Source organism: Clostridium beijerinckii (genome assembly GCF_018223745.1).
Taxonomy (GTDB): domain Bacteria; phylum Bacillota; class Clostridia; order Clostridiales; family Clostridiaceae; genus Clostridium; species Clostridium beijerinckii.
In genome coordinates this window covers 5,373,997-5,394,866 of the sequence record NZ_CP073653.1, presented here as the reverse complement: position 1 = coordinate 5,394,866, position 20,870 = coordinate 5,373,997, and the positions used below count along the sequence as shown (strand labels likewise).

General features: G+C 29.4%; 14 protein-coding genes. 11 read left to right on the top strand and 3 right to left on the bottom strand.

What is annotated here, in order from left to right; genetic code table 11:
- Positions 1–529: 529 nt before the first annotated feature.
- The 6 genes from KEC93_RS23925 to KEC93_RS23900 all read left to right on the top strand — a co-directional run bounded on the left by KEC93_RS23925 (position 530) and on the right by KEC93_RS23900 (position 10,327).
- A complete protein-coding gene (locus KEC93_RS23925) occupies positions 530–1,831 on the top strand; it encodes an N-acetylmuramoyl-L-alanine amidase family protein (RefSeq protein WP_012060918.1) in 1,302 nt (433 codons plus the stop codon).
- A gap of 164 nt (positions 1,832–1,995) precedes the next feature.
- Complete coding sequence (locus tag KEC93_RS23920) at positions 1,996–3,261, top strand: cadherin-like beta sandwich domain-containing protein (RefSeq protein WP_077868307.1); 1,266 nt, start codon at positions 1,996–1,998, stop codon at positions 3,259–3,261.
- A 230-nt stretch (positions 3,262–3,491) separates the two neighbouring features.
- Positions 3,492–5,039: an N-acetylmuramoyl-L-alanine amidase family protein gene (locus KEC93_RS23915; protein WP_077868308.1), complete on the top strand. Its 1,548-nt coding sequence runs from the start codon at positions 3,492–3,494 to the stop codon at positions 5,037–5,039.
- 50 nt (positions 5,040–5,089) lie between these two features.
- Positions 5,090–6,334 carry an N-acetylmuramoyl-L-alanine amidase family protein gene (locus KEC93_RS23910; protein WP_077868309.1) on the top strand — a complete coding sequence of 415 codons (1,245 nt, stop codon included), beginning with the start codon at positions 5,090–5,092 and terminating at the stop codon, positions 6,332–6,334.
- A 130-nt stretch (positions 6,335–6,464) separates the two neighbouring features.
- The gene (locus tag KEC93_RS23905) at positions 6,465–7,682 is read left to right on the top strand and encodes an N-acetylmuramoyl-L-alanine amidase family protein (RefSeq protein ID WP_077868310.1); all 1,218 of its coding nucleotides are present in this window, start codon (positions 6,465–6,467) and stop codon (positions 7,680–7,682) included.
- A gap of 839 nt (positions 7,683–8,521) precedes the next feature.
- Entirely contained in the window at positions 8,522–10,327 is a 1,806-nt protein-coding gene (locus KEC93_RS23900) for an N-acetylmuramoyl-L-alanine amidase family protein (protein ID WP_077868311.1), read from the top strand.
- 1,128 nt (positions 10,328–11,455) lie between these two features.
- Here KEC93_RS23900 and KEC93_RS23895 read toward each other — a convergent pair.
- The 3 genes from KEC93_RS23895 to KEC93_RS23885 all read right to left on the bottom strand — a co-directional run bounded on the left by KEC93_RS23895 (position 11,456) and on the right by KEC93_RS23885 (position 16,142).
- Positions 11,456–13,288, bottom strand: a complete 1,833-nt coding sequence (locus tag KEC93_RS23895) for an O-antigen ligase family protein (RefSeq protein WP_077868312.1) — start codon at positions 13,286–13,288, stop codon at positions 11,456–11,458.
- A gap of 296 nt (positions 13,289–13,584) precedes the next feature.
- A complete protein-coding gene (locus tag KEC93_RS23890; RefSeq protein ID WP_077868313.1) occupies positions 13,585–14,721 on the bottom strand; it encodes a glycosyltransferase in 1,137 nt (378 codons plus the stop codon).
- Positions 14,718–16,142 carry an undecaprenyl-phosphate glucose phosphotransferase gene (locus KEC93_RS23885; protein ID WP_077868314.1) on the bottom strand — a complete coding sequence of 475 codons (1,425 nt, stop codon included), beginning with the start codon at positions 16,140–16,142 and terminating at the stop codon, positions 14,718–14,720. Before KEC93_RS23885 ends, KEC93_RS23890 begins: the two co-directional genes overlap by 4 nt.
- A 339-nt stretch (positions 16,143–16,481) precedes the next feature.
- Between KEC93_RS23885 and rfbA the strand changes: the two genes are divergently transcribed.
- The 5 genes from rfbA (at position 16,482) to rfbD (ending at position 20,817) form a co-directional block, all read left to right on the top strand.
- Entirely contained in the window at positions 16,482–17,381 is a 900-nt protein-coding gene (rfbA, locus tag KEC93_RS23880; RefSeq protein ID WP_242960323.1) for a glucose-1-phosphate thymidylyltransferase RfbA, read from the top strand.
- A gap of 38 nt (positions 17,382–17,419) precedes the next feature.
- The gene (rfbC, locus tag KEC93_RS23875; RefSeq protein WP_077868316.1) at positions 17,420–17,971 is read left to right on the top strand and encodes a dTDP-4-dehydrorhamnose 3,5-epimerase; all 552 of its coding nucleotides are present in this window, start codon (positions 17,420–17,422) and stop codon (positions 17,969–17,971) included.
- Positions 17,972–18,036: 65 nt separating this feature from the next.
- A complete protein-coding gene (gene rfbB, locus KEC93_RS23870; protein ID WP_077868317.1) occupies positions 18,037–19,056 on the top strand; it encodes a dTDP-glucose 4,6-dehydratase in 1,020 nt (339 codons plus the stop codon).
- Positions 19,043–19,963, top strand: coding sequence for a glycosyltransferase (locus KEC93_RS23865; RefSeq protein ID WP_077868318.1), 921 nt, complete (start codon positions 19,043–19,045; stop codon positions 19,961–19,963). Before rfbB ends, KEC93_RS23865 begins: the two co-directional genes overlap by 14 nt.
- An 11-nt stretch (positions 19,964–19,974) precedes the next feature.
- Entirely contained in the window at positions 19,975–20,817 is an 843-nt protein-coding gene (rfbD, locus tag KEC93_RS23860; protein WP_077868319.1) for a dTDP-4-dehydrorhamnose reductase, read from the top strand.
- Positions 20,818–20,870 lie beyond the last annotated feature (53 nt).

Here is a 20,870-nt window from a genome sequence, read left to right as displayed (position 1 = left end):
GTAAGTTATCACATAAATCTAGTTTTAAAGATATTTATCTATACTAGTAACTAAACAAGAACTCGCTTTATTCTTATAAGTGAGTTCTTGTTTTAATTAATCAAATGATTGCTAAATTAAAGTTTAAACCAACAATATTATAGATTATTCGATTATAGATTGTTCATGCGAAATAGCTACATATATTATGGGATAAAAATCATTTTATATCTTTTGATGATATGATATATACATTAAAAAACAATTCTTCATCATAAGTCTGAAAATGTTGCAAGAATTTTATTAGAAATTTTGAAATGTGCATTGTGAATTGTAACATATATAAGTTAATTATTTATAAAAAATTAATATTTATATAATAGAATTTTTAGAACTATGTAGTATACTTGGAATAGTATAGGATTATAGTTCTATATTTATAATTAAATTAAGTTATGTTATTATAACTATATAATGTTTATTTATATAATAAGTAAGTTATGTAAAAGTAAATAGATTAATTTTATAAATAACAATAAGGAGGAAGTTTATGCATAAAAAAATTAAATATATAATTGCAGCAACTCTTGTTGTTGCAGCTGTTTCAGGATTTGCACCAAGTAACAATTTTCTATTAGGAAGCGTTGAAGCTTATGCATCAACATATAATGATGCTAGTAATGGAGAATTAAAATCGTTAGATTTGACTTGGGGTAGCGGAAGTAAAATTAAATTGCTTGATAGTTATTCTGGAGATGAAGTAGATTTGTCAAGCGATACTGACTATTATGTGCAGCTTAAAGGTGTGAGTGACTTTAATGTAGCTGCAGAAGTAAAAGGAAGCGGATATGTAGTTAAGATGTTCACTTCATCAAGCAGATCAGAAAAAGGTGAAGATGTTGGACAAGATGTTAATATCGGTTCAGGATATAAAGATATCTATCTAAGAACATATAAGAGTGAAGAAGCATATAAGGAAGCTTATAATGACGGAGATGTAAGTGATTGTGAAAAGACTTATATTATTCATGCAAGAAAAGAAAGTAGTACATCAGAAGCAGAAGAAGATAGAGAATATGCTTATTTAGATGGAATTTACTTAAGTGATGGAAGTGTTGATTTTTCCAAAAATAAAACTTCTTATGATGTGAATGTTGGTGAAGATGTTGACAAATTAACTGTTAGAGCTAACCCTGACGATGATGATGATTATATAGAAATTAACGGAAACTCAGTATATGAAGATGACAATTTCGAAAAGACAGTTAATTTAGATAAAGGAAATAATACTATAACAATATATGTTGAGCATGAGGATGAAGATACAACTTATACTTTGAATGTATATAGGGGTAAATCAGCAAATAAAACTGATTCTTCAAACGGCCAAAACTTTGCAATTCAAACTCAAGAAGGCAGCCTTAATGCATGGCAAAGAGTAGATGGAAAATGGAGATATGTAGATGGTACAGGCTCAGTTTTAAAAAATAAGTGGTGGTTTGATAAGGATACCGGAAAGAATTATTATTTAGGACAAGATGGATTTAGAACTACAGGATGGTTTAGTGATAATAACAACTGGTATTATTTCAACGAAAATGGTGAAATGCAGACAGGATGGGTAAATACAAATAAAAATTGGTATTATCTAAATAAAAGTGGAGCCATGCAAATGGGCTGGTTAGAAGATTCAACTGGAAACTGGTACTACCTTGATGGTAGTGGAGCTATGGAGACAGGATGGATTGAAGATTCAAATGGGAAATGGTATTACTTAGATTCTACAGGTAAAATGATAAAAGATTCTGCAATAGGTGCATATAAATTAGGCACGGATGGAGAATTAGAATAATAATACTTCTGTAAATAAATTGTAAACTTGTGTGTGTCAAGTGCACAATAGTGAATTAAGTGGTAAAATAATCATAATATGTAATTAAAGCACAATCGAAAAATAATAGACAAGTATGCATACCTATTATTTATTTCGCGTGCTTAAAGTGGAGGGAGAACATTATGAATAAAAATTTGAAAAAAATAGTTGCAATTGCATTAGCAATAGGAACTATCTCGGCAGTAGCACCTGCAACAAACATAAATTTTTTAACTACAAAAGCTTATGCATCATCTGATAATGATGAGACTGAACTTGAAAGCTTACAATTGCTTACTGAAAGTGGAAGTAAAATAAAGCTTTACGAAAGCAGTAGCTATGATAGTGATGATAAAGTTGATGCAGATGATGTGGAGGCTGGTGAGAAGTATTTTGCTAAGACTTCATCAGATACTATAAATATAGATATAGATGGACCAAGTTCAAAGTATGTTAGAGTTTTTAAGGGAACTTCAGATTCTACTAAAGGTAAAAAAATAAGTAGTGATATAAGTTTAGATAAAGATTCAACTACTACTCTTACTGTAAGAGTGTATGATGAAGAACCAGATGATGATGTAAGATATGAAGATGACGATTATTCAAGTGAATATACAATAAAGGTTAAATGTACAGCTGATTCTTCGGATTCAGATGATGAGGATTCAAGTGACAGTTCAGATGATTACGATGATATCTACCTAGATAGACTTAGTGTAGATGGTCAAAGTATAAGTTTATCTAAATCAAAAGTTGAATATACTTATAATGTAAGTAGTGATACAGATGAAGTAACAATTAAAGCGACTCCAGAAGATGAAGATTATGACGTTACAATAGATGGCGATAGTGTAGATGATGATGATAAGTACAAATCAGATGTAGATTTGAAAAAAGGTGAAAATAAAATCAAAATTGAACTTGAAGATGGTGATGATGAAAGAGTATATACATTAATCATAAATAGAGGCGGCACATCATCAACTACAGGAAGTACAACAAATACAGCTTCAGGTTCACCAAGCAGTGCAACTGATGTTGTAGCAACTGTTACAAATAAATGGGTACAAGTTGGCGGAAACTGGCAATATAAAGATGCAACAGGAAATACAGTGAAAAATACATGGGTTCAAAATTATTTTGTACAAGCTGATGGAAATATGGCTACTGGGTGGTTAAATTATAGTGGAAAGTGGTACTATCTAGGTTCTGATGGAGCAAGAAAAACAGGATGGCAACAAGCAGGTGGAAAATGGTACTACCTAGACTCAGAAGGTGCAATGCAAACTGGATGGGTTAGAGATTTAGGTAGTGGAAAGTATTACTATTTAAATAGCGATGGATCTATGGCTTATAATACAATGATTGGTAAATATAAGCTGGGATCAGATGGAGCTTGGATTAACTAAGAATATAAATAGTATAATAACTGAAAAAGCAAAAGAACGTTTATTTAATAGACGTTTCTTTTGCTTTAAATAAATATATTCAAAAGCTTTAAATATATTTACAATATTTTATATTAGTGGTAATATTACTAAAAAACTCAAAAAGCCTACTTTAATTGTTAATCCTGATATATAATTAATTAAGGATGTATTTACTAATTAAATATATAAGTAGAAACGGGGGAAATAAAATGAAGAAAAATATGATTAAAATAGTTTCAATAGCGTTAGCTCTTGGAATCGTTTCAGCAGCAGCGCCTGCTACAAATATAAATGTATTGACTACAAAAGCTTATGCAGCAAATGATAACGATGATGATTATTTGGATCGTCTAGAATTAAATGATGAAGATGGGAACAATATAAAACTATATAGTGATAGTGATTATGACAGCAAAGTAAATGCTAGTGATGTAGAAGAAGGAGAAACTTATTACGCAAAAACTTCATCAGATACTGTAAGTATTGATATTGATGGGCCTGATGAAAAATATGTTAGAGTATTTAATGGGACATCATCTTCTTCAAAAGGAAAAGAGGTAGGGGAGGACGTTGATTTATCAGATGATTCTTCAACTACTACTCTTACAATAAAGGTATATGGCAAAGAACCAGATGATGATATGAGATACAAAGATAATGATGATTATAATGTCTTAAGTACATATAGGATTAAAGTAGAGAACGCAAATTATAATCAAAATAAGGATAATGATAATATTTATTTAGAAAGGCTCAGCGTAAATAATAATAAGGTTCAGTTGTCAAAATCTGAATTAACTTATACTTATAATGTTGCTAGTGATGTAAAGAGAGTAACAATTAAAGCAACACCAGAAGATGACGATTATGATGTTACTATTGATAATAAAAATGTTCAAAGTGCAGATAACTATAAAAAAGAAGTGGATTTAGATGAAGGCACAAATGAATTTGAAATAGAACTTGAAGATGGTGATAAAGATAGAGTATATACTTTGATAATAAATAGAGGAAATCCTTCATCAAATGGTACAAGCTCGCAAGATACAGCAGAACCAGAACATCAAGATAGTATTTACCTAGATAAACTAAGCATTGATGGCAGACTTTTCTCATTATCACAATCACAAGTAAATTATAGTTCTAATGTCCCTAGTGATGTAAATAAAGTTACAATTAAAGCCGAACCAGAAAAAGATTTTTATACAGTTAAGGTTAACGGTAGTGAAGTTTTTGAAGATGATGATTATAAGACAACAGTTAATCTAAAAGACGGTGAAAATAAAATTAAGGTAGATGTCAAAAATGAAAATAGTGGTGAAGAAAGAGTTTATACTTTGACTGTAATTAGAGGAAGTGTGACTTCAACACAAAATAACACCACTGGAGTAGAAACTAATGCGAATAAATGGGTACAAGTAAATGGAGCATGGAAGTATAATGATGCATCAGGAAATTTTGTTAAGAATACTTGGGTAGGAAATTATTACTTACTTGACAGCGGAAATATGGCTACTGGATGGTTGAATTATAACGGAAGCTGGTACTATTTAGGAAGTGATGGAGCTAGAAAAACAGGATGGCAGTTAGTAGATGGAGCTTGGTATTATATGGATTCACAAGGTAAGATACAAACAGGCTGGATTAAAGATTCAAACGGAAAGTATTATTATTTAAATAGCAATGGTGCCATGGCATATAATACAACAGTAGGCGGATATAAATTAGGGTATGATGGTGCTTGGATACAAAAATAGAAATCACCAGATTAGAATGAGAATGCATAATAAAAGTGGAGGTATAGACTATGAATAAAAATATAAAGAGAGTGATTGCAATTGTACTAGCTATAGGAACAATTTCAGCGGCAACACCAGTTTCGAAGATAAATCTATTAACTACAAGGGCTTATGCTTCGACTACTAATGATGAAAGTACATTGGATAGTTTATCATTAGATGATAGTGATGGTAATAATGTAAAACTGTATGATGATAATGATTATAAGAATAGAGTTAAGGAAGAAGATGTTCATGAAGATGAAACATATTATGCCAAAACTTCATCAAAAACTGTAAGTGTGGATATAAGCGGGCCAGATGATAACTTTGTCAGAGTATTTAGAGATAGTTCAGATTCTACTAAAGGTAAAGAAGTAGGGGATGATATTCAGTTAACAGATAAATCAGTTGTTACTGATCTTATTATAAAGGTATATGGGAAAGATCTAGACGGTGAAAGTGTAAGAAATAATGAGCATGATGATAATGAGTATGATTTGCTAAATACATATGAAGTAAAAGTGAGACATGTAGACGAAGCTGATTCAGATAAAACAGATTTTGATGATATTTATTTGGAGAGACTTAGTATAGCTGGAAGTACTATAAATTTATCCAATTCAATAACTAAGTATACTTATAATGTAGATAGTGATGTAAACCAAGTAGCAATAAAAGCAACACCAGAAAATGATAACTACGATGTTACTATAGATGGTGAAGATGCTGATTATGATGATAATTATAAGAGAACTGTTAATTTGGAAAAAGGTCAAAATATCATAAAAGTAGAAATTGAACATAATAATAAAGATAGAGTATATACTTTAATTATAAATAGAGGAAATGTTTCTTCAAGTAATACAAATAATAGTTCAACTAATACTAATACAAATACAGGAAGTAAAGATGTTAAAGCTAATCAATGGGTACAAACAAATGGAATATGGCAGTATAATGATGCAGAAGGAAAAGTAGTAAAGAATAGTTGGATACAAAATTATTATTTAAACTCTGATGGAAATATGGTTACAGGATGGCTAAATCTTAATGGAAGCTGGTATTACTTTGGAACAGATGGAGCTAAGAAAGTCGGATGGCAACAATCAAGTGGAAAATGGTATTATCTAGATTCAGAAGGAAGAATGCAGACTGGATGGGTAAAAGATAGGAATGGAAAATATTATTATTTAAATAGCGATGGGTCTATGGTTTATAACACTAAAATTGGTGTATACAGATTAGGCGCTGATGGGGCTTGGATTAAATAAATTTAATTTTAATCGAGTTAAAAATAAAGAACGCTTATGAAATAGGCGTTCTTTATATTATTTTATATAAGGCATAATAAAAAAATAACCATGGTATTTTATTTCATATGCCTAAAAGGAGAGAGAATATATGAACAAAAATTTGAAAAAAATAATAGCCATAATATTAGCTGTAAATACTGTTAGTACAATTGCACCAGTAGCTAATTTGGGTCTACTAACTACTAAAGCTTATGCAGCTAATAAAATAACTAATTTAACAGTAGAAGATTCAAACGGAGATAATATGTCTCTTTATAGTGAGAGTGATTGTACAGATAAGCATAGGGTAGACAGTGATGATGTACAGCCTGGAAAAACTTACTATACCAGAAAGACTTCAGCAGATGAAATAAATATAGATGCAGATGGGGTGGATTCAGATAATATAAGAGTATTTGAAGAAACATCATCAGATACTGAAGGAAAAGACGTAGGAGAGGATGTTGACTTATCATCTGGAACAAATATTATTACTGTAAGAGTATATAACGGAGATCCGGGAACAGTAAAATATAGTGATAATTCTTATGTAAATGAATATAAGATTAGAGTAAAATACTCCGGATCAAATGATGATGACGATGAAGATTCAGATAATGTATACTTAAGCAGTATTACGTTAATGGGAGGGAATATAGACTTCTCAAAAAAAGTTTATACTTATGACGTGCAGGTTCCAGAAGATTTAAGTAAAATTACAATTCGTGCAAGGCCTGATTGCGATAGCGGTAAATATGATGATTATAAGGTAAAAATAAATGGAGTAAAAGTTGATAAAGATGATAAATTTAAGGATGATGTATCCTTAAATAAAGGGAAAAATGTAATAGATATAAAAGTTGAAGATGATGATGATAATGAAAGAGTATATACTTTAAATATTACTAGAGGTAAAGATAACTCAAATAATAATTCCAAAAGCAGTGAACAAGCAGAAGTTACCAAAACAAGTCAATGGGTTCAAGTTGATGGGAAATGGCAATACAAAGATTCAACAGGTAACTCAGTAAAGAATACTTGGGTGCAAAACTATTTTGTACAAGCCGATGGGAATATGGCGACAGGTTGGCTAAATAATAATGGAAAGTGGTACTATCTAGGCGATGATGGAGCTAGAAAAACGGGATGGCAGTTAGTAAATGGAAATTGGTACTACTTAGATTCACAAGGAATAATGCAGATTGGATGGATTAAAGACATAAACAATGGTAAATATTATTATCTAAATAATGATGGGTCTATGGCATATAACACAACAATTGGCGAATACAAATTAGGATCAGATGGAGCTTGGTACAATAGATAATTAGGAAGAAAATTTTGAATTAGTAGATAGTGTTGCGTAGTGAGAATCCTAGCCGAAATTGGATACATATTTGTTCCATAGGACTATGAAAATTTCGCTGAAAGGTTCTAAATGGCAGGTTGTGCCCATTACTGCATGTTCCCACTTTCAGTGTGACAAGCATTGAATGGAACAACCTCCCATTAAGAACCTAAGCAGCTTATTTTCAAATGCCTATTTTACAAATATGTATCCAATTTCTCTGTTGTGATATTTCAAATTCTCAATATTGAACATTATATGGATAAACGGTATGTAATTAATAATGAAAAAATTAAATTTATACAAAAAAAGGTACCAAAATGAATTTAAATAGTTGTATTGTATAATGAAAGTTTATTTGGATAGTTATAGAAGATATTCATTTAAAATGAATTATATCCAAGTAGATTAAAATTATAGAAATAGAACTATATAACGCTCAATAATACAATTTTACTTGTATAAGTTAATTAATTTAGAATTTAATAGAACTATTTTCTAAATTAGCTAAAAAATATTTATATATTTTTTAAAAAAGGACCCAAAATGAATTTTGGCATTGTATTATTTAGTGATATTACAGTAAATACTAGGAAGAACAGTAAATTATGAAAGTTAATAGCATTTTATGTACAAGCATTATGTAATGTGGTATCATGTTATAGTTAATGTAAATGTGTAATAAATTACATGTGATTTATTTGATTACTAAGAAATTTATACAAAAATATACATTAGTAGTTATTATATAACTTTACATAGTTGTACAATAATGCTATAATTTATCTGAATTTTAAAATTTAGGAGGAAAAGAAATTATGTTTAAAAGAGCAAACAAAATTACATCTTTATTAGTAGCTGCTGCTTCAGTTATGGCTTTAGTGCCTGCTTACGCTGCAGACGTAAAGAAAATTGATTCAGAAGACGGTACTGTATACAATGCAGTAGCATACAAAGATGGTAAATACTTTGTTGATGGAGAAATCAACGATGATGAAGAAGCTTACTATGTAGCTGACGGAAAATTCAACAAATTAGAAGATGTTGATTCAGGAGATGACGCAGATTTATTTGGAGAAAAATACTTAGATGTATCAGATGGAGACTACACTGTTGATTTAGATAAAGGTAGTGTAACTGATGACGATGTTAAAGGTGATACAGCAGATGATGCTGCTGCAGCTTTAAGAAAGAAAATCAAAGACGATACAGATGACAGATATGCTGAAGCTACAAGTGATAAAGTTGTAGATGAAAATGAAAGTGATACTGAAGATTTAACTAAATTAAATATAGTTCCAGGAGCAAAATATAGTAAACCTTGGTACTACACACAATATGCAAGTACTGATGCTGGTAAATTAGATGGTGCTAATGGTGGAAATGCTAAATTTAATGTTTATACTGATACAGATGGTAATTACATTGATGCAGACTATAACTTAGGAAAAGTTAAGGTTAAAACAACAGCTGTTTCTGCAGATGTAGATGGTAAGACTATAACTAAAGAAGATACTATAGAAAATACAAATGATAAGTATGATGCTGCTGGAAAAGACGATACACTTAGAGCAAGTGTTAGTCAAGTAAAAGTGTTAACACAAGATAAAGATTATATTTATAGACTTGTAGATGTAACTGTAAAAGTTTCAGGAACTACTGCTACAATTAGTGAAATTAATGGTTTAGCTGCAGGTACTGATGTACTTAAATATGGTGCAGATAAGCAAACAGTAACATTCAAAGCTATTCAAAAAATATCAAAAGCACAAAGTTCTGATGAAGTAGATGGAGCTAAATATGCTAAATCTGTAACTACTTATGCACTTTCAAATGATTCAGCACAAAAATTAGATGATGCAGAATTATTTACAGATCTTACTCTTGATGTAAATTATACTATAGTAGGTACTAAATTAGTAGCTTATACTACAGATAAAGCTTATACTAAAGCAGATTCAACAGGAGCTAAAGTTCTTGCAAGAGCATATACATTAAAATCAAAGTCTTCTTACTACTATGCTGATTCAGAAGATCAAACTAAAGAAGATTGTGAAGTAAGTGCTCAAGATGATAAGACATCAGCTGTTCAAACAGACGTTGATGGAAACCTTTGGAGATTAGATGGTGGATACATCTATAAATTCGATGGTACTGATGACTGGGATAAAGTTTACAAAGTAGACGGATCTTTCGATGAATTATCAGTTTATGACAAAGATAACATGGTTGCTTGGAGCGAAGATGATGATGTATATTCATTAATCGGAGGAAAGAGCGATGATAATAAGGGTGATGACCAAGGAACAACTCCTGTAGTTAAAGCTGGTTGGGCTCAAACTTCAGCAGGATGGACTTATGTTAAAGCTGATGGAACTAAAGCTACTGGATGGTTACAAGACGGTGGTGCTTGGTACTACTTAAAAGCTGATGGTACAATGGCTACAGGTTGGGTTCAAGATGGAGCAACTTGGTACTACTTAAACGGATCAGGTGCTATGCAAACTGGTTGGTTAAATGATAACGGAACTTGGTACTACTTAAATGGATCAGGTGCTATGTTAGCTAACACAACTACTCCTGATGGATATTATGTAGGAGCTAATGGAGCTTGGGTTAAATAGTTTTAATCTAAACTTATTAGATAAATAAAAAAGGACAAGGCTTAGCCTTGTCCTTTTTTTATCAATAATATTATTATATAATGAATTTACATTTGAAACTCTAATGGGCTAAGTGCTAAATTAAGATTAGAAAGTAGAAAATTAATTGTGATATATTAGAGAGAATAAAAGGATTTTATGATAATAAAAACATGGTAAGATATGATAACAAATAGGGGTAATTCCTGTTTGGAGAATAGGTAATTTAATTCACTTATATTGTGTGCATGTATCATCATTTAGAAATATTGAAATAGATTCCTAAGAGTTTTAGGATTAGGATATATATTTTGTCTATATTCATATTAATATCAGGCTTGCTTGCAACGTTCTAAATCCAGAGCCGCTATTATAGGGTAATTTATTTAAGAAATCCCGCTATATTATAGTTAACTTGAATAAATTAATAGGCTTTAGTAGTGAATCATATGATGACCATTTTTAGCCTTACTTTCAAGTTATAAAACCATTCTTAGATTTCCTATAAATAATATTTATTATTTCGTAATAATAAAATTTTACTGTAATTATTTTGTATTAGTTTATTTTATATAAATGTTCTTATTAAGTTTTTATCTTTCTTTCTTGTTAATATTTTTGTGTTTTTGTGTAATTCTATTGGCAAGCAAGTATTTTAATATCCAATAAGCTATGGTAAGTATAATTGCATAAGATTATAATACAAACATCGTAGTATGCTGGAACCTATCATCTTTAAGTTAACAACTAACATTGTAAATTAGAGAATGGACGAATTTGTGTGTTATTTTCATTAAATTCAATTGATAAACTTCTTATGCATTAGAAGCTAAGAGTTCTAATTTATGAAAAAAACTGTATTAATGATTTGTAAATAGTTATCTAGTATTGTTAAGATACATTTTAATGTATCCTCTTTAAAGTATTATTTTCGGAGAGAATTGTATCTACTTTTGTAATTTATATTCAATAATTTATCTCTAAAGTGAATAAGGATAGACATATGTTTCTTTTATTTAAGCACTATTCTTAAATAAAAGAAAAAAATAACCAAGAGGTAATCTGTATTCCCTCTTGGTTATTTAATATTAATCTATTAAGATACAATTATTATTTATTACTTTTCTTACGAAGATTTTCCCTATTCATAAAGTTAATTGCAATACCAACCCCGAAAATTATCCAAAATATTGGGGCTACACCTACAACAGAATCATTAAATATTCCAGCGAATAAGTATCCGATAATGCCTAGGCAAGTAATAGCACCTAACATCTGGTTTTTATCTTCAAAGGTGTTTTTAAGTGCATAAAGCTTTATACTATCAATAATGTAAATAAGCAGCATTGCTATAAATCCAACTAATGCAATTACACCATAATTTATAGCTATTTGCAAATAAAGATTATGAGCTTTGTCTACAACTATATTTGGAGTATCATAAGCATAATATTTACCTATTAAATCACCTTGTGGAAAGTCAAACACAAAAGTATCAGGACCAGTTCCAAGTATCATAGTGTTTTTTATGAGAGGAAGAGATCTAGACCAAATGTAACCTCTAGAAGATCCTAACTTTTCTTTACCTTTAAATCCAAAGGTTTCAGGAGTTTGTAAATCAAAAGAATTCTTTGTACTTATATCTATTAAATGAAATACTTTACTTTCATTTAACTTAAATAGGAAAGTTGGTTGATTGTTTATATTTAAAAGAAGTGAGTCGCTAATAACTGACTTCTTATCAAGCTTTCCAAAAGCGAATGTGATATTTTTAAAAGCTTCACTATCTGTCGATAATACTTTACCATTTAAAGCATATGGAACAACTTCACCATTTGAATCTTTAAATACAGGATTACCACTTTCATAAGTTATTTTTAAAGTATCATTAGGTAATACAACCTCTGTCGTTGAGTCCATATACTTAATGTCCTTTACAGGAGTATAATTTGTATAATCAAAATCACTAGTATCTTTAAAAATACTGAAAGCATCCGATGCTAAGCTAGGTATTCTCTTAAAAAGACTTCCTTTAGATGCAAAATTTGCACCAATTATCAATATAATTAAAGCGACAACACCAATTAAGAGGCCTTTCCAACGTTTAATAAGAGGTTTATAAAATATTATAATACCAAATATTAAAGCACCTAATACACCAACAATTCCCGAACGTGCAGTACTTCCGAATAAAAGCCAAAATGAAAGAAGAGTACCAATAAATGATAGTATTTTATACATAACATCATCTTCGAAAATTGTATAGCAGAATAAAATAGGTAGAGCAATTGCTACAAAACTTCCCATGTAATTATAACTAGCTAAAGTACCATAAATAGTTCCTTTTTCATTAAGTAAATCTATGCCTGAATTTGAACTGGCACCCGCAATAGAAGCACCTAATGAAGTTTTAATTAAGTCTTGTCCTATATATTGAAAAAGGCCTAAAAATGAATTGATAAATACTAGAATCAAAAGCGGAGTAATAATATACTTATAATTATTAGTAGTTTTAAAAGTATAAAGTGAGTATAAAAAGAGAATTATGTAACACGCAATAGTTATAAATCCTTCAGCTCTATCAAATATTCCCCAAAAGGATACTTGTCTATATTTTGAAAATATTGCAGATAGAAATGTAAAAAGTATAAATACGCCACATGCGATTAGAATATAATTAACTAACTTATCTTTTCTACTAAATATTTTCTTGAAGAAAATAACACAAGTAATAATTAATATAACGGAAAATATCATTAAAAGAAGAGCTTTTCTTTGTGAAAACAAATCCGCTTTAACTGTAACACCCCATATCTTAATTGCATTTTCATCAAGTTTAACAGCTGCTACTCGAACTATTATAGGTACAATACTTAATATAAATGCAATAGGTAAAAAAAAGTTAAAGGACTTTTCATTAGAATTGTTTCTGGAATTTGTCATTTTCTACACATCCTAATATTTTTATTTTTGTAATATACAAATGTTAATATGTAATATTATAGCATTCCGAAAAGTCTATTGCAATAAACCAGTAAAGAACAAGGGAAGTGCAATTAAGTTCTTTTGCTAAAAGAAATCAAGGTACAGTAAAATGTAATTGTTAATTATAGTGAAGCAATATGCAATTCGAATTTTTTGCCTAGTATGTACTTCTTCTAACATAACTAAAAATTAAAAAAATATAAAAATGAGAATTATTATTTTTGAAATTAAACCGAAAATAATAATTCTCATTTTTATAAATGCAGATCATATTCGTTTAATATTATACGGACAGTATTAGATAATACAGAATCTAAAGAGTATTTTTTTGATAATTCAATGCTTTTAATATGCATTCTATATTGCAAATCTGTGCTTTTATAGATGTTTTTTATATAGGAGCAAAATTCGTCGATATTATTGTAGTTAAATAAAAATCCATTTTCATTTGGTATGACTAAATCTATATGTCCTTTCACTTTTGAAGCTACTATAGGCAGTCCAACAGACATTGCTTCCATAATATTAAAAGGTAATCCTTCAATACGGCTTGAAGAAACACATATGTCAGACATTTGATAATATGTACAAGTGTCTTTAGTATAGCCAGCAAAAAAAACATTATCATTAATACTTAAGCTCTGAGTGTATAGCTTTAACTCATCTAAAAACTGCCCATCACCAAGAAAAAGCAGTTTTATATTTGAAAAGCCTTCGCTAATTAGTTTATTCATTGAATTTATTAGAAATTTTTGATTCTTTCTTTTAGAAAATTCAGCAACGTAAATTAAAATAAAGTCTTTTTCTGAAAAGTTATGGCTATTTCTAAGAGCAACCTTACATTTAGATGAAATGGATGGAAATGAGTCTGGATCGATTCCCATACCATTTATTAAATACAAATTATCTTTATATAATTTGTATTTTTTAGCAATATCATAATCTGATGAATTCATAACAATAATAACGTTTGTAACGCACTTGGTCAGTTTTTCTGCTAAGATCATAATATGTTTTTTAAAAAAGGAACTATTGTAATCAAATAGATAACCATGAACTGTGTTAACTACTAGCCTAGGCTTTTTTAAGCATAGTATTATTCCAAGCCTTGCAAAAAAAGCAGCCAGAGATGTATGAATAATTATGATATCATAATTATTCTTGTTAATTATCTTTGCTATTTTTAAAGATAAATAGAAATTTTTAAGTGAAAACATGCTTTTTTCAAAAGGAACAGATATAATTTTATCAGCATATAAGATTTCAGATTTATTATTTAGTTTTCCCATAACATGAACACTATGCCCGAGATCTTTAAATCTCTTTAAATAAGGGATATGAAAGTTTTCTATATGTGATAGTGTTGATGCTATAAAAAGTATTTTTTTCATAATTGAACTCCGTTATTTTCAATATTTTTAGGATTATTATGTTTTATAATCTGTTCATTATTCTTAAATCCTTTAAAGGCAGTTCTGAATAATATGTTTATATCCATTAATATGTTCCAATTTTCAATATAATATATATCAAATTCAATACGCTTTTTTATTGATGTATCGCCTCTATAACCATTTACCTGTGCCCAACCAGTTATTCCAGGCTTTACTTGATGTTTAACCATATAAAGCGGAATCTCATCCTTAAAGTTTTCAACAAAGTGAGGAAGCTCGGGTCTAGGACCTACTAAACTCATATCCCCCTTAAGAACATTAAAAAACTGTGGTAATTCATCAATGGAAAATTTGCGAATAAGAGATCCAAACCTGGTTTTTCTTGGATCATTATTAGTACTCCATCCTGTTTCTTCTTCGTTGTTGATCTTCATAGATCTAAATTTATACATAGTAAATAAATTTTTATTTAATCCAACACGTTGCTGTTTAAATATTATAGGCCCTTTCGAAGTTAGCTTGATAATAATTGAAGTAATAAGCATTATAGGACTTGTACATATTATTAAAACAAGAGAACCTGTAATATCTAAAAATCTCTTTATAAAAGCATTTCCTAAATTGTCTAAAGGTATTCTTCTAAGATTTATTAGAGGTATATTGCCAATCTGATCAATGTAAGGCTGACTTGGTATGTACTTGTAGCAGAAAGGTATTATGGAAATCTTAGTACCACTTTTTTCGCAGTCAGATACTATTTTTTCAATATACTTTGCATCAGAAATATCTAAGGCGCAAACTACTTCATCAGCTCTATGTTTCTCTAAGACAGTATATAAATTGTTATATTCTCCAAGTTTTTCGCCTTCAAAATTTGAATTATTGGCTACATATCCAGAATAATTATATCCAAAGTTTCTATTGCTTTTAATAACATTCAAATATTCATTTGCAACTTCGCCAGCACCAACGATTATAACGTGTTTTAAGTTCATACCCTTAGTTCTCATTTTTGATAGAATTCTTCTTAAAAGAAATCTTTTAGCTATAACTAGCATTATGTTTACAAAATAAAAAATAACTATAACTAATCTTGAAATATGTACTAATTTAAATATAAATAATAGTGATAATAAAATAGCTGTAAGAACAGTATTCGATTTTATTATTTGATTACATTCTTTTATAAACGAGGTTGTTCTAAAAGAATGATATAAGTTAAAAAAATTAAAAATAATAAGGTTTATTGGAATTATAACAATTGAAAATTCTATATATGTAATTAATTTTATGTAATCTGTATCAGGCAAAAATATATAAAAACGAATTAAATACGCTAAAGTCATTGAAATGAATAAGATTACAATATCTGAAATGGCATTAATTTTATTTAGAAGACTTTGATTTTCTTTTATCATTTCTATCCATCCTTTTTGTAATATTATTAAATCATACTATTAGCTGTATGATACCATTTTGTCAGAAAGTTTGCAATAAAACATAGGTTTTACTTTGAGCCTTACATATTAAAATTATGTATTAGCTGAAATAAGTACCAGTACATAAATATTGTAAAATTCGTTTATTTATATTATAGAATGTGATAAAATTGGGGATAGAATGTGAAAAAATGTATAATTTTAAATTAAGTTAATTATTTATAATTTGTTATTAAGCTAAAAACTTGGAAAGTAAACATTATATAGATTATTATGAATCATGCATATTTTAAAATTTAAGTATAAAATTAAGTTTCAATGAAAGAAGTGATGATTTTGACAAAAGGAATAATATTAGCAGGTGGAAGTGGGACAAGGCTTTATCCTTTAACTATGGTGACTTCAAAGCAGTTACTGCCAGTATACGATAAACCGATGATTTATTATCCATTATCAACTTTAATGTTAGCAGGGATTCGAGATATATTAATAATTTCAACTCCAAAAGATTTGCCGAATTTCGAAAAATTGCTAGGTGATGGTTCGAGATATGGAATAAATTTATCCTATACGGAGCAGCCATCTCCAGATGGATTGGCACAGGCGTTTATATTAGGAGAAGACTTTGTTGGAAATCATAATTGTGCTATGATACTTGGAGATAATATATTTCATGGAAATGGATTGACTAAGCATTTAAAAAAGGCTGTGGAAAATGAGGGACGCGCAACAGTTTTTGGTTATTATGTAGATGACCCAGAACGTTTCGGTGTAGTGGAATTTGATGAAAATGGAAAAGCTATTTCTTTAGAAGAAAAACCAGAAGTTCCTAAATCTAATTATGCAGTTACTGGACTTTACTTTTATGATAATAAGGTATGTGAATATGCAAAAAAATTAAAGCCTTCAGCTAGGGGAGAATTAGAAATTACAGATTTAAATAAAATTTATTTGGAAAATGGAAACTTAGATGTAATAACCCTTGGACGTGGATATGGATGGCTTGATACTGGTACGGTGGATAGTTTGACTGAGGCATCTGAATATGTAAAAGTAATTGAAACAAGACAAGGACTTAAAGTAGCGTGTTTGGAAGAAATTTCTTACAAGAATAATTGGATTGATAAAAAAACTTTATTAGAAAGTGCAGATCAGTATGGAAAAAGTCCTTATGGACAGCATTTAAAAAATGTTGCTATGGGGAAAGTTATTTATTAATTATAGTAAACAATGGATAGTGAAAAGAGGTTTAAATAATGAATTTAATAAAAACTAAATTAGAAGGTGTTTATATAGTTGAGCCGAAAGTTTTTGGTGATGAAAGAGGATGGTTTATGGAAACCTACTCTAGAATTAAAACTCCAGAAATAGCGTGTGATTTTGTACAAGATAATCAATCTTATTCAAAGGAAAAAGGAATACTACGAGGAATTCACTTTCAAAATGGAGAACATGCTCAGGCAAAATTAGTACGTTGTGTTAGAGGAGCTGTACTTGATGTTGCTGTAGATTTAAGAGAAGGATCACCTAACTATAAAGAATGGGTGGCCGTAGAGCTTTCCGCTGAAAATAAAAGACAGTTATTTATTCCAAGGGGATTTGGCCATGGATTTTTGACGCTTACAAGTGATGTAGAGTTTGTATATAAAACTGATAACTATTATAATTATGAGAGTGATAGAAGTATTTGTTATTGCGATCCGGAAATAGGTGTTGAGTGGGGAATAGAAAATCCAATTCTTTCAGAAAAGGATAAAAAGGCACCACTTATAAAAGATAGTGATTGTACTTTTATATATAATAAATAGTGTTTTATTAATAGTCAATTGGAGATAACTTAATAGTAAAATATTAATTTTAAGGAGAGTATATTATGAGGATAGTTGTAACAGGGGGAGCAGGGTTTATTGGTGGTAATTTTGTTCACTATATGCTTGATAAATATATGGATTACAAAATAATATGCGTTGATGCATTAACCTATGCTGGAAATATGGAGACGTTAGATTCAGTTAAAGATAATAATAATTTTAGCTTTTATAAAATAGATATAGCTAATAGAAAAGCCATTTATGATATGTTTGAAAAGGAAAGTCCGGATGTTATAGTAAACTTTGCAGCAGAAAGCCATGTAGATAGATCAATAGAAAATCCAGAAATATTTTTGAAAACTAATGTGATAGGAACGCAAGTATTACTTGATGCGTGCAGGAAATATGGAATAAAAAGATACCATCAAGTATCTACAGATGAAGTTTATGGTGATTTACCTTTAAATAGGCATGATCTTTTCTTCACAGAAGAAACTCCATTACATACATCAAGTCCATATTCAGCAAGTAAAGCATCTGCTGATCTTTTAGTCGGAGCATATTATAGAACTTATAATTTGCCTGTGACTATTTCAAGATGTTCTAATAATTATGGACCGTATCACTTTCCAGAAAAACTAATTCCACTTATGATAGCAAATGCGTTAAATGAAAAAAAGTTACCTGTATATGGAAGTGGAGAAAATGTGCGTGATTGGCTATATGTAGAGGACCATTGTAGCGCAATCGACTTAATAATTCATAAGGGTAATGTTGGAGAAGTATATAACATTGGTGGACATAACGAAAGAACAAATTTAGATGTAGTTAAAACAATACTCAAAGAACTTGGAAAATCAGAAGAGTTAATTAAGTATGTAAGAGATCGAAAAGGTCATGATATGCGTTATGCAATAGATCCTACAAAAATACATAGTGAATTAGGATGGTTGCCTACTACTACTTTTGATGAGGGTATTAAAAAGACTATTAAGTGGTATTTAGATAATAAAACTTGGTGGGAAAATATAATTAGTGGCGAATATAAGAATTACTATGAGAATATGTATGGAAATAGATAAGCCATCAGTATCAATATTATTAGCTGTCTATAAACCAAATGAAACCTGGCTTATAGAACAGCTGATTTCATTGAATGACCAAACATATAAGAATTTAGAGCTACTAATTTATGATGATTGTCCCAATTTTCCGGTGAGCGAAGAATATTTTAAAAAGCATATTACTAATTTTCGATATAAATTGATGCGAGGAAGGAAAAATCAAGGATCTAACATAGCTTTTGAAGAACTTACTAAGATGGCTTGTGGTGATTTCTTAGCGTATTGTGATCAAGATGATATTTGGGAAAAAAACAAAATAGAATTTTTAGTAAGAGTGATTACAAAAGAAAAATCAGTAATGGTTTATAGTGATGTGAGCGTTATAGATAAAGATAGTAAACTTATTGCTAAAACGCTGAAAGAAGTAAGGCCAAGATTAAAATACGTACATGGAGAAAAGTTGTTTTCTACACTTTTTTTTAATAATTGCATTGCTGGTTGTTGTATGCTAGTAAAAAGTGAACTAGCAAAAAAGGCTATGCCATTTTCGAAAGTTACAATACACGATCATTGGATTGCAATAATAGCGAGTTTTTATGGGAGTGTGGCTTTTTTTAATAAACCACTAGTGAAATATAGGATACATGGAAATAATCAAACTGGAATTCTAAGTAATGTGTTTTCTAAAGAAGATTACTACAATGTTAGGTTAATTCCGTTAAGGCAAAGAATGGATGAAATACGAGAGTGTATTAAAGATGTGGATTTAAAAGATATTATTAAATTTTATAAGGCAAGAATTGATAAGAATATATTTAAGATTTTAAGGTATAGGCACTTAAGTAAAAAAGAAGCGTACTTTGAAATTCTAATGATATTTATACCTAATTGGTTATTTAAAAATATAATTAAAAAGTTAAAGTGAGATGATAAAATATGATACTTGTTACAGGAGTTAACGGACAACTAGGGTATGATGTTGTAAAAGAACTAAACAGTAGAAATATAGAATGTTTAGGAATTGATAAATCTGAATTAGATATAACATGTAGTGATGAAGTAAGTGAATATTTTTTCAAATTAAAGCCGGAATGTGTTATACATTGTGCAGCATATACAGCAGTAGATAAAGCAGAGGATGATAGAGCGGTTTGTTATAAAGTAAATGTAGAAGGAACACAAAATATAGCGAAGGCTTGTAAAGCAGTAGATGCTAAGATGGTTTACATATCTACAGATTATGTATTTGATGGGAAAGGGAATATTCCTTTTGAAATTGATGGAAATATAAGGCCCATTTCTGTTTATGGGAAAACAAAATATGAAGGTGAGATTAAAGTTAAAGAAATATTAAGCAAGTATTTCATAGTAAGAATATCCTGGGTGTTTGGAGTGAATGGAAATAACTTCATTAAAACGATGCTGAGATTAGGAAAAGAAAAAGAAAGATTAAATGTTGTATGTGATCAAATTGGAAGTCCTACATATACTTTTGATTTGGCACCACTTTTGTGTGATATGTCTATATCAGAAAAATATGGTGTATACCATGCAACAAATGAAGGATTTTGTTCTTGGGCAGAATTTGCTAGTGAGATTATGAAAAAGGCAAATTTAAAGTGCAAGATAAATCCGATTCCAACTAGTGAGTATCCTACTAAAGCAGTAAGACCTTTAAATTCAAGACTTTCAAAGAAAAGTTTAGTGAAAAACGATTTTAAAACATTACCAGAATGGAAGGATGCTTTAGATAGATTTTTAATAGAAATAAGAGGATAATTTTAAATATGAGGAAAAATAAATTTATAAAACTATTAATTTTAATATTTTTT

Excerpts from the sequence above, each read along its gene's own strand:
- KEC93_RS23925 (WP_012060918.1), top strand. The coding sequence starts at position 530 with ATGCATAAAAAAATTAAATATATAATTGCAGCAACTCTTGTTGTTGCA.
- KEC93_RS23920 (WP_077868307.1), top strand. The coding sequence starts at position 1,996 with ATGAATAAAAATTTGAAAAAAATAGTTGCAATTGCATTAGCAATAGGA.
- KEC93_RS23915 (WP_077868308.1), top strand. The coding sequence starts at position 3,492 with ATGAAGAAAAATATGATTAAAATAGTTTCAATAGCGTTAGCTCTTGGA.
- KEC93_RS23910 (WP_077868309.1), top strand. The coding sequence starts at position 5,090 with ATGAATAAAAATATAAAGAGAGTGATTGCAATTGTACTAGCTATAGGA.
- KEC93_RS23905 (WP_077868310.1), top strand. The coding sequence starts at position 6,465 with ATGAACAAAAATTTGAAAAAAATAATAGCCATAATATTAGCTGTAAAT.
- KEC93_RS23900 (WP_077868311.1), top strand. The coding sequence starts at position 8,522 with ATGTTTAAAAGAGCAAACAAAATTACATCTTTATTAGTAGCTGCTGCT.
- KEC93_RS23895 (WP_077868312.1), bottom strand. The coding sequence starts at position 13,288 with ATGACAAATTCCAGAAACAATTCTAATGAAAAGTCCTTTAACTTTTTT.
- KEC93_RS23890 (WP_077868313.1), bottom strand. The coding sequence starts at position 14,721 with ATGAAAAAAATACTTTTTATAGCATCAACACTATCACATATAGAAAAC.
- KEC93_RS23885 (WP_077868314.1), bottom strand. The coding sequence starts at position 16,142 with ATGATAAAAGAAAATCAAAGTCTTCTAAATAAAATTAATGCCATTTCA.
- rfbA (WP_242960323.1), top strand. The coding sequence starts at position 16,482 with ATGAAAGAAGTGATGATTTTGACAAAAGGAATAATATTAGCAGGTGGA.
- rfbC (WP_077868316.1), top strand. The coding sequence starts at position 17,420 with ATGAATTTAATAAAAACTAAATTAGAAGGTGTTTATATAGTTGAGCCG.
- rfbB (WP_077868317.1), top strand. The coding sequence starts at position 18,037 with ATGAGGATAGTTGTAACAGGGGGAGCAGGGTTTATTGGTGGTAATTTT.
- KEC93_RS23865 (WP_077868318.1), top strand. The coding sequence starts at position 19,043 with ATGGAAATAGATAAGCCATCAGTATCAATATTATTAGCTGTCTATAAA.
- rfbD (WP_077868319.1), top strand. The coding sequence starts at position 19,975 with ATGATACTTGTTACAGGAGTTAACGGACAACTAGGGTATGATGTTGTA.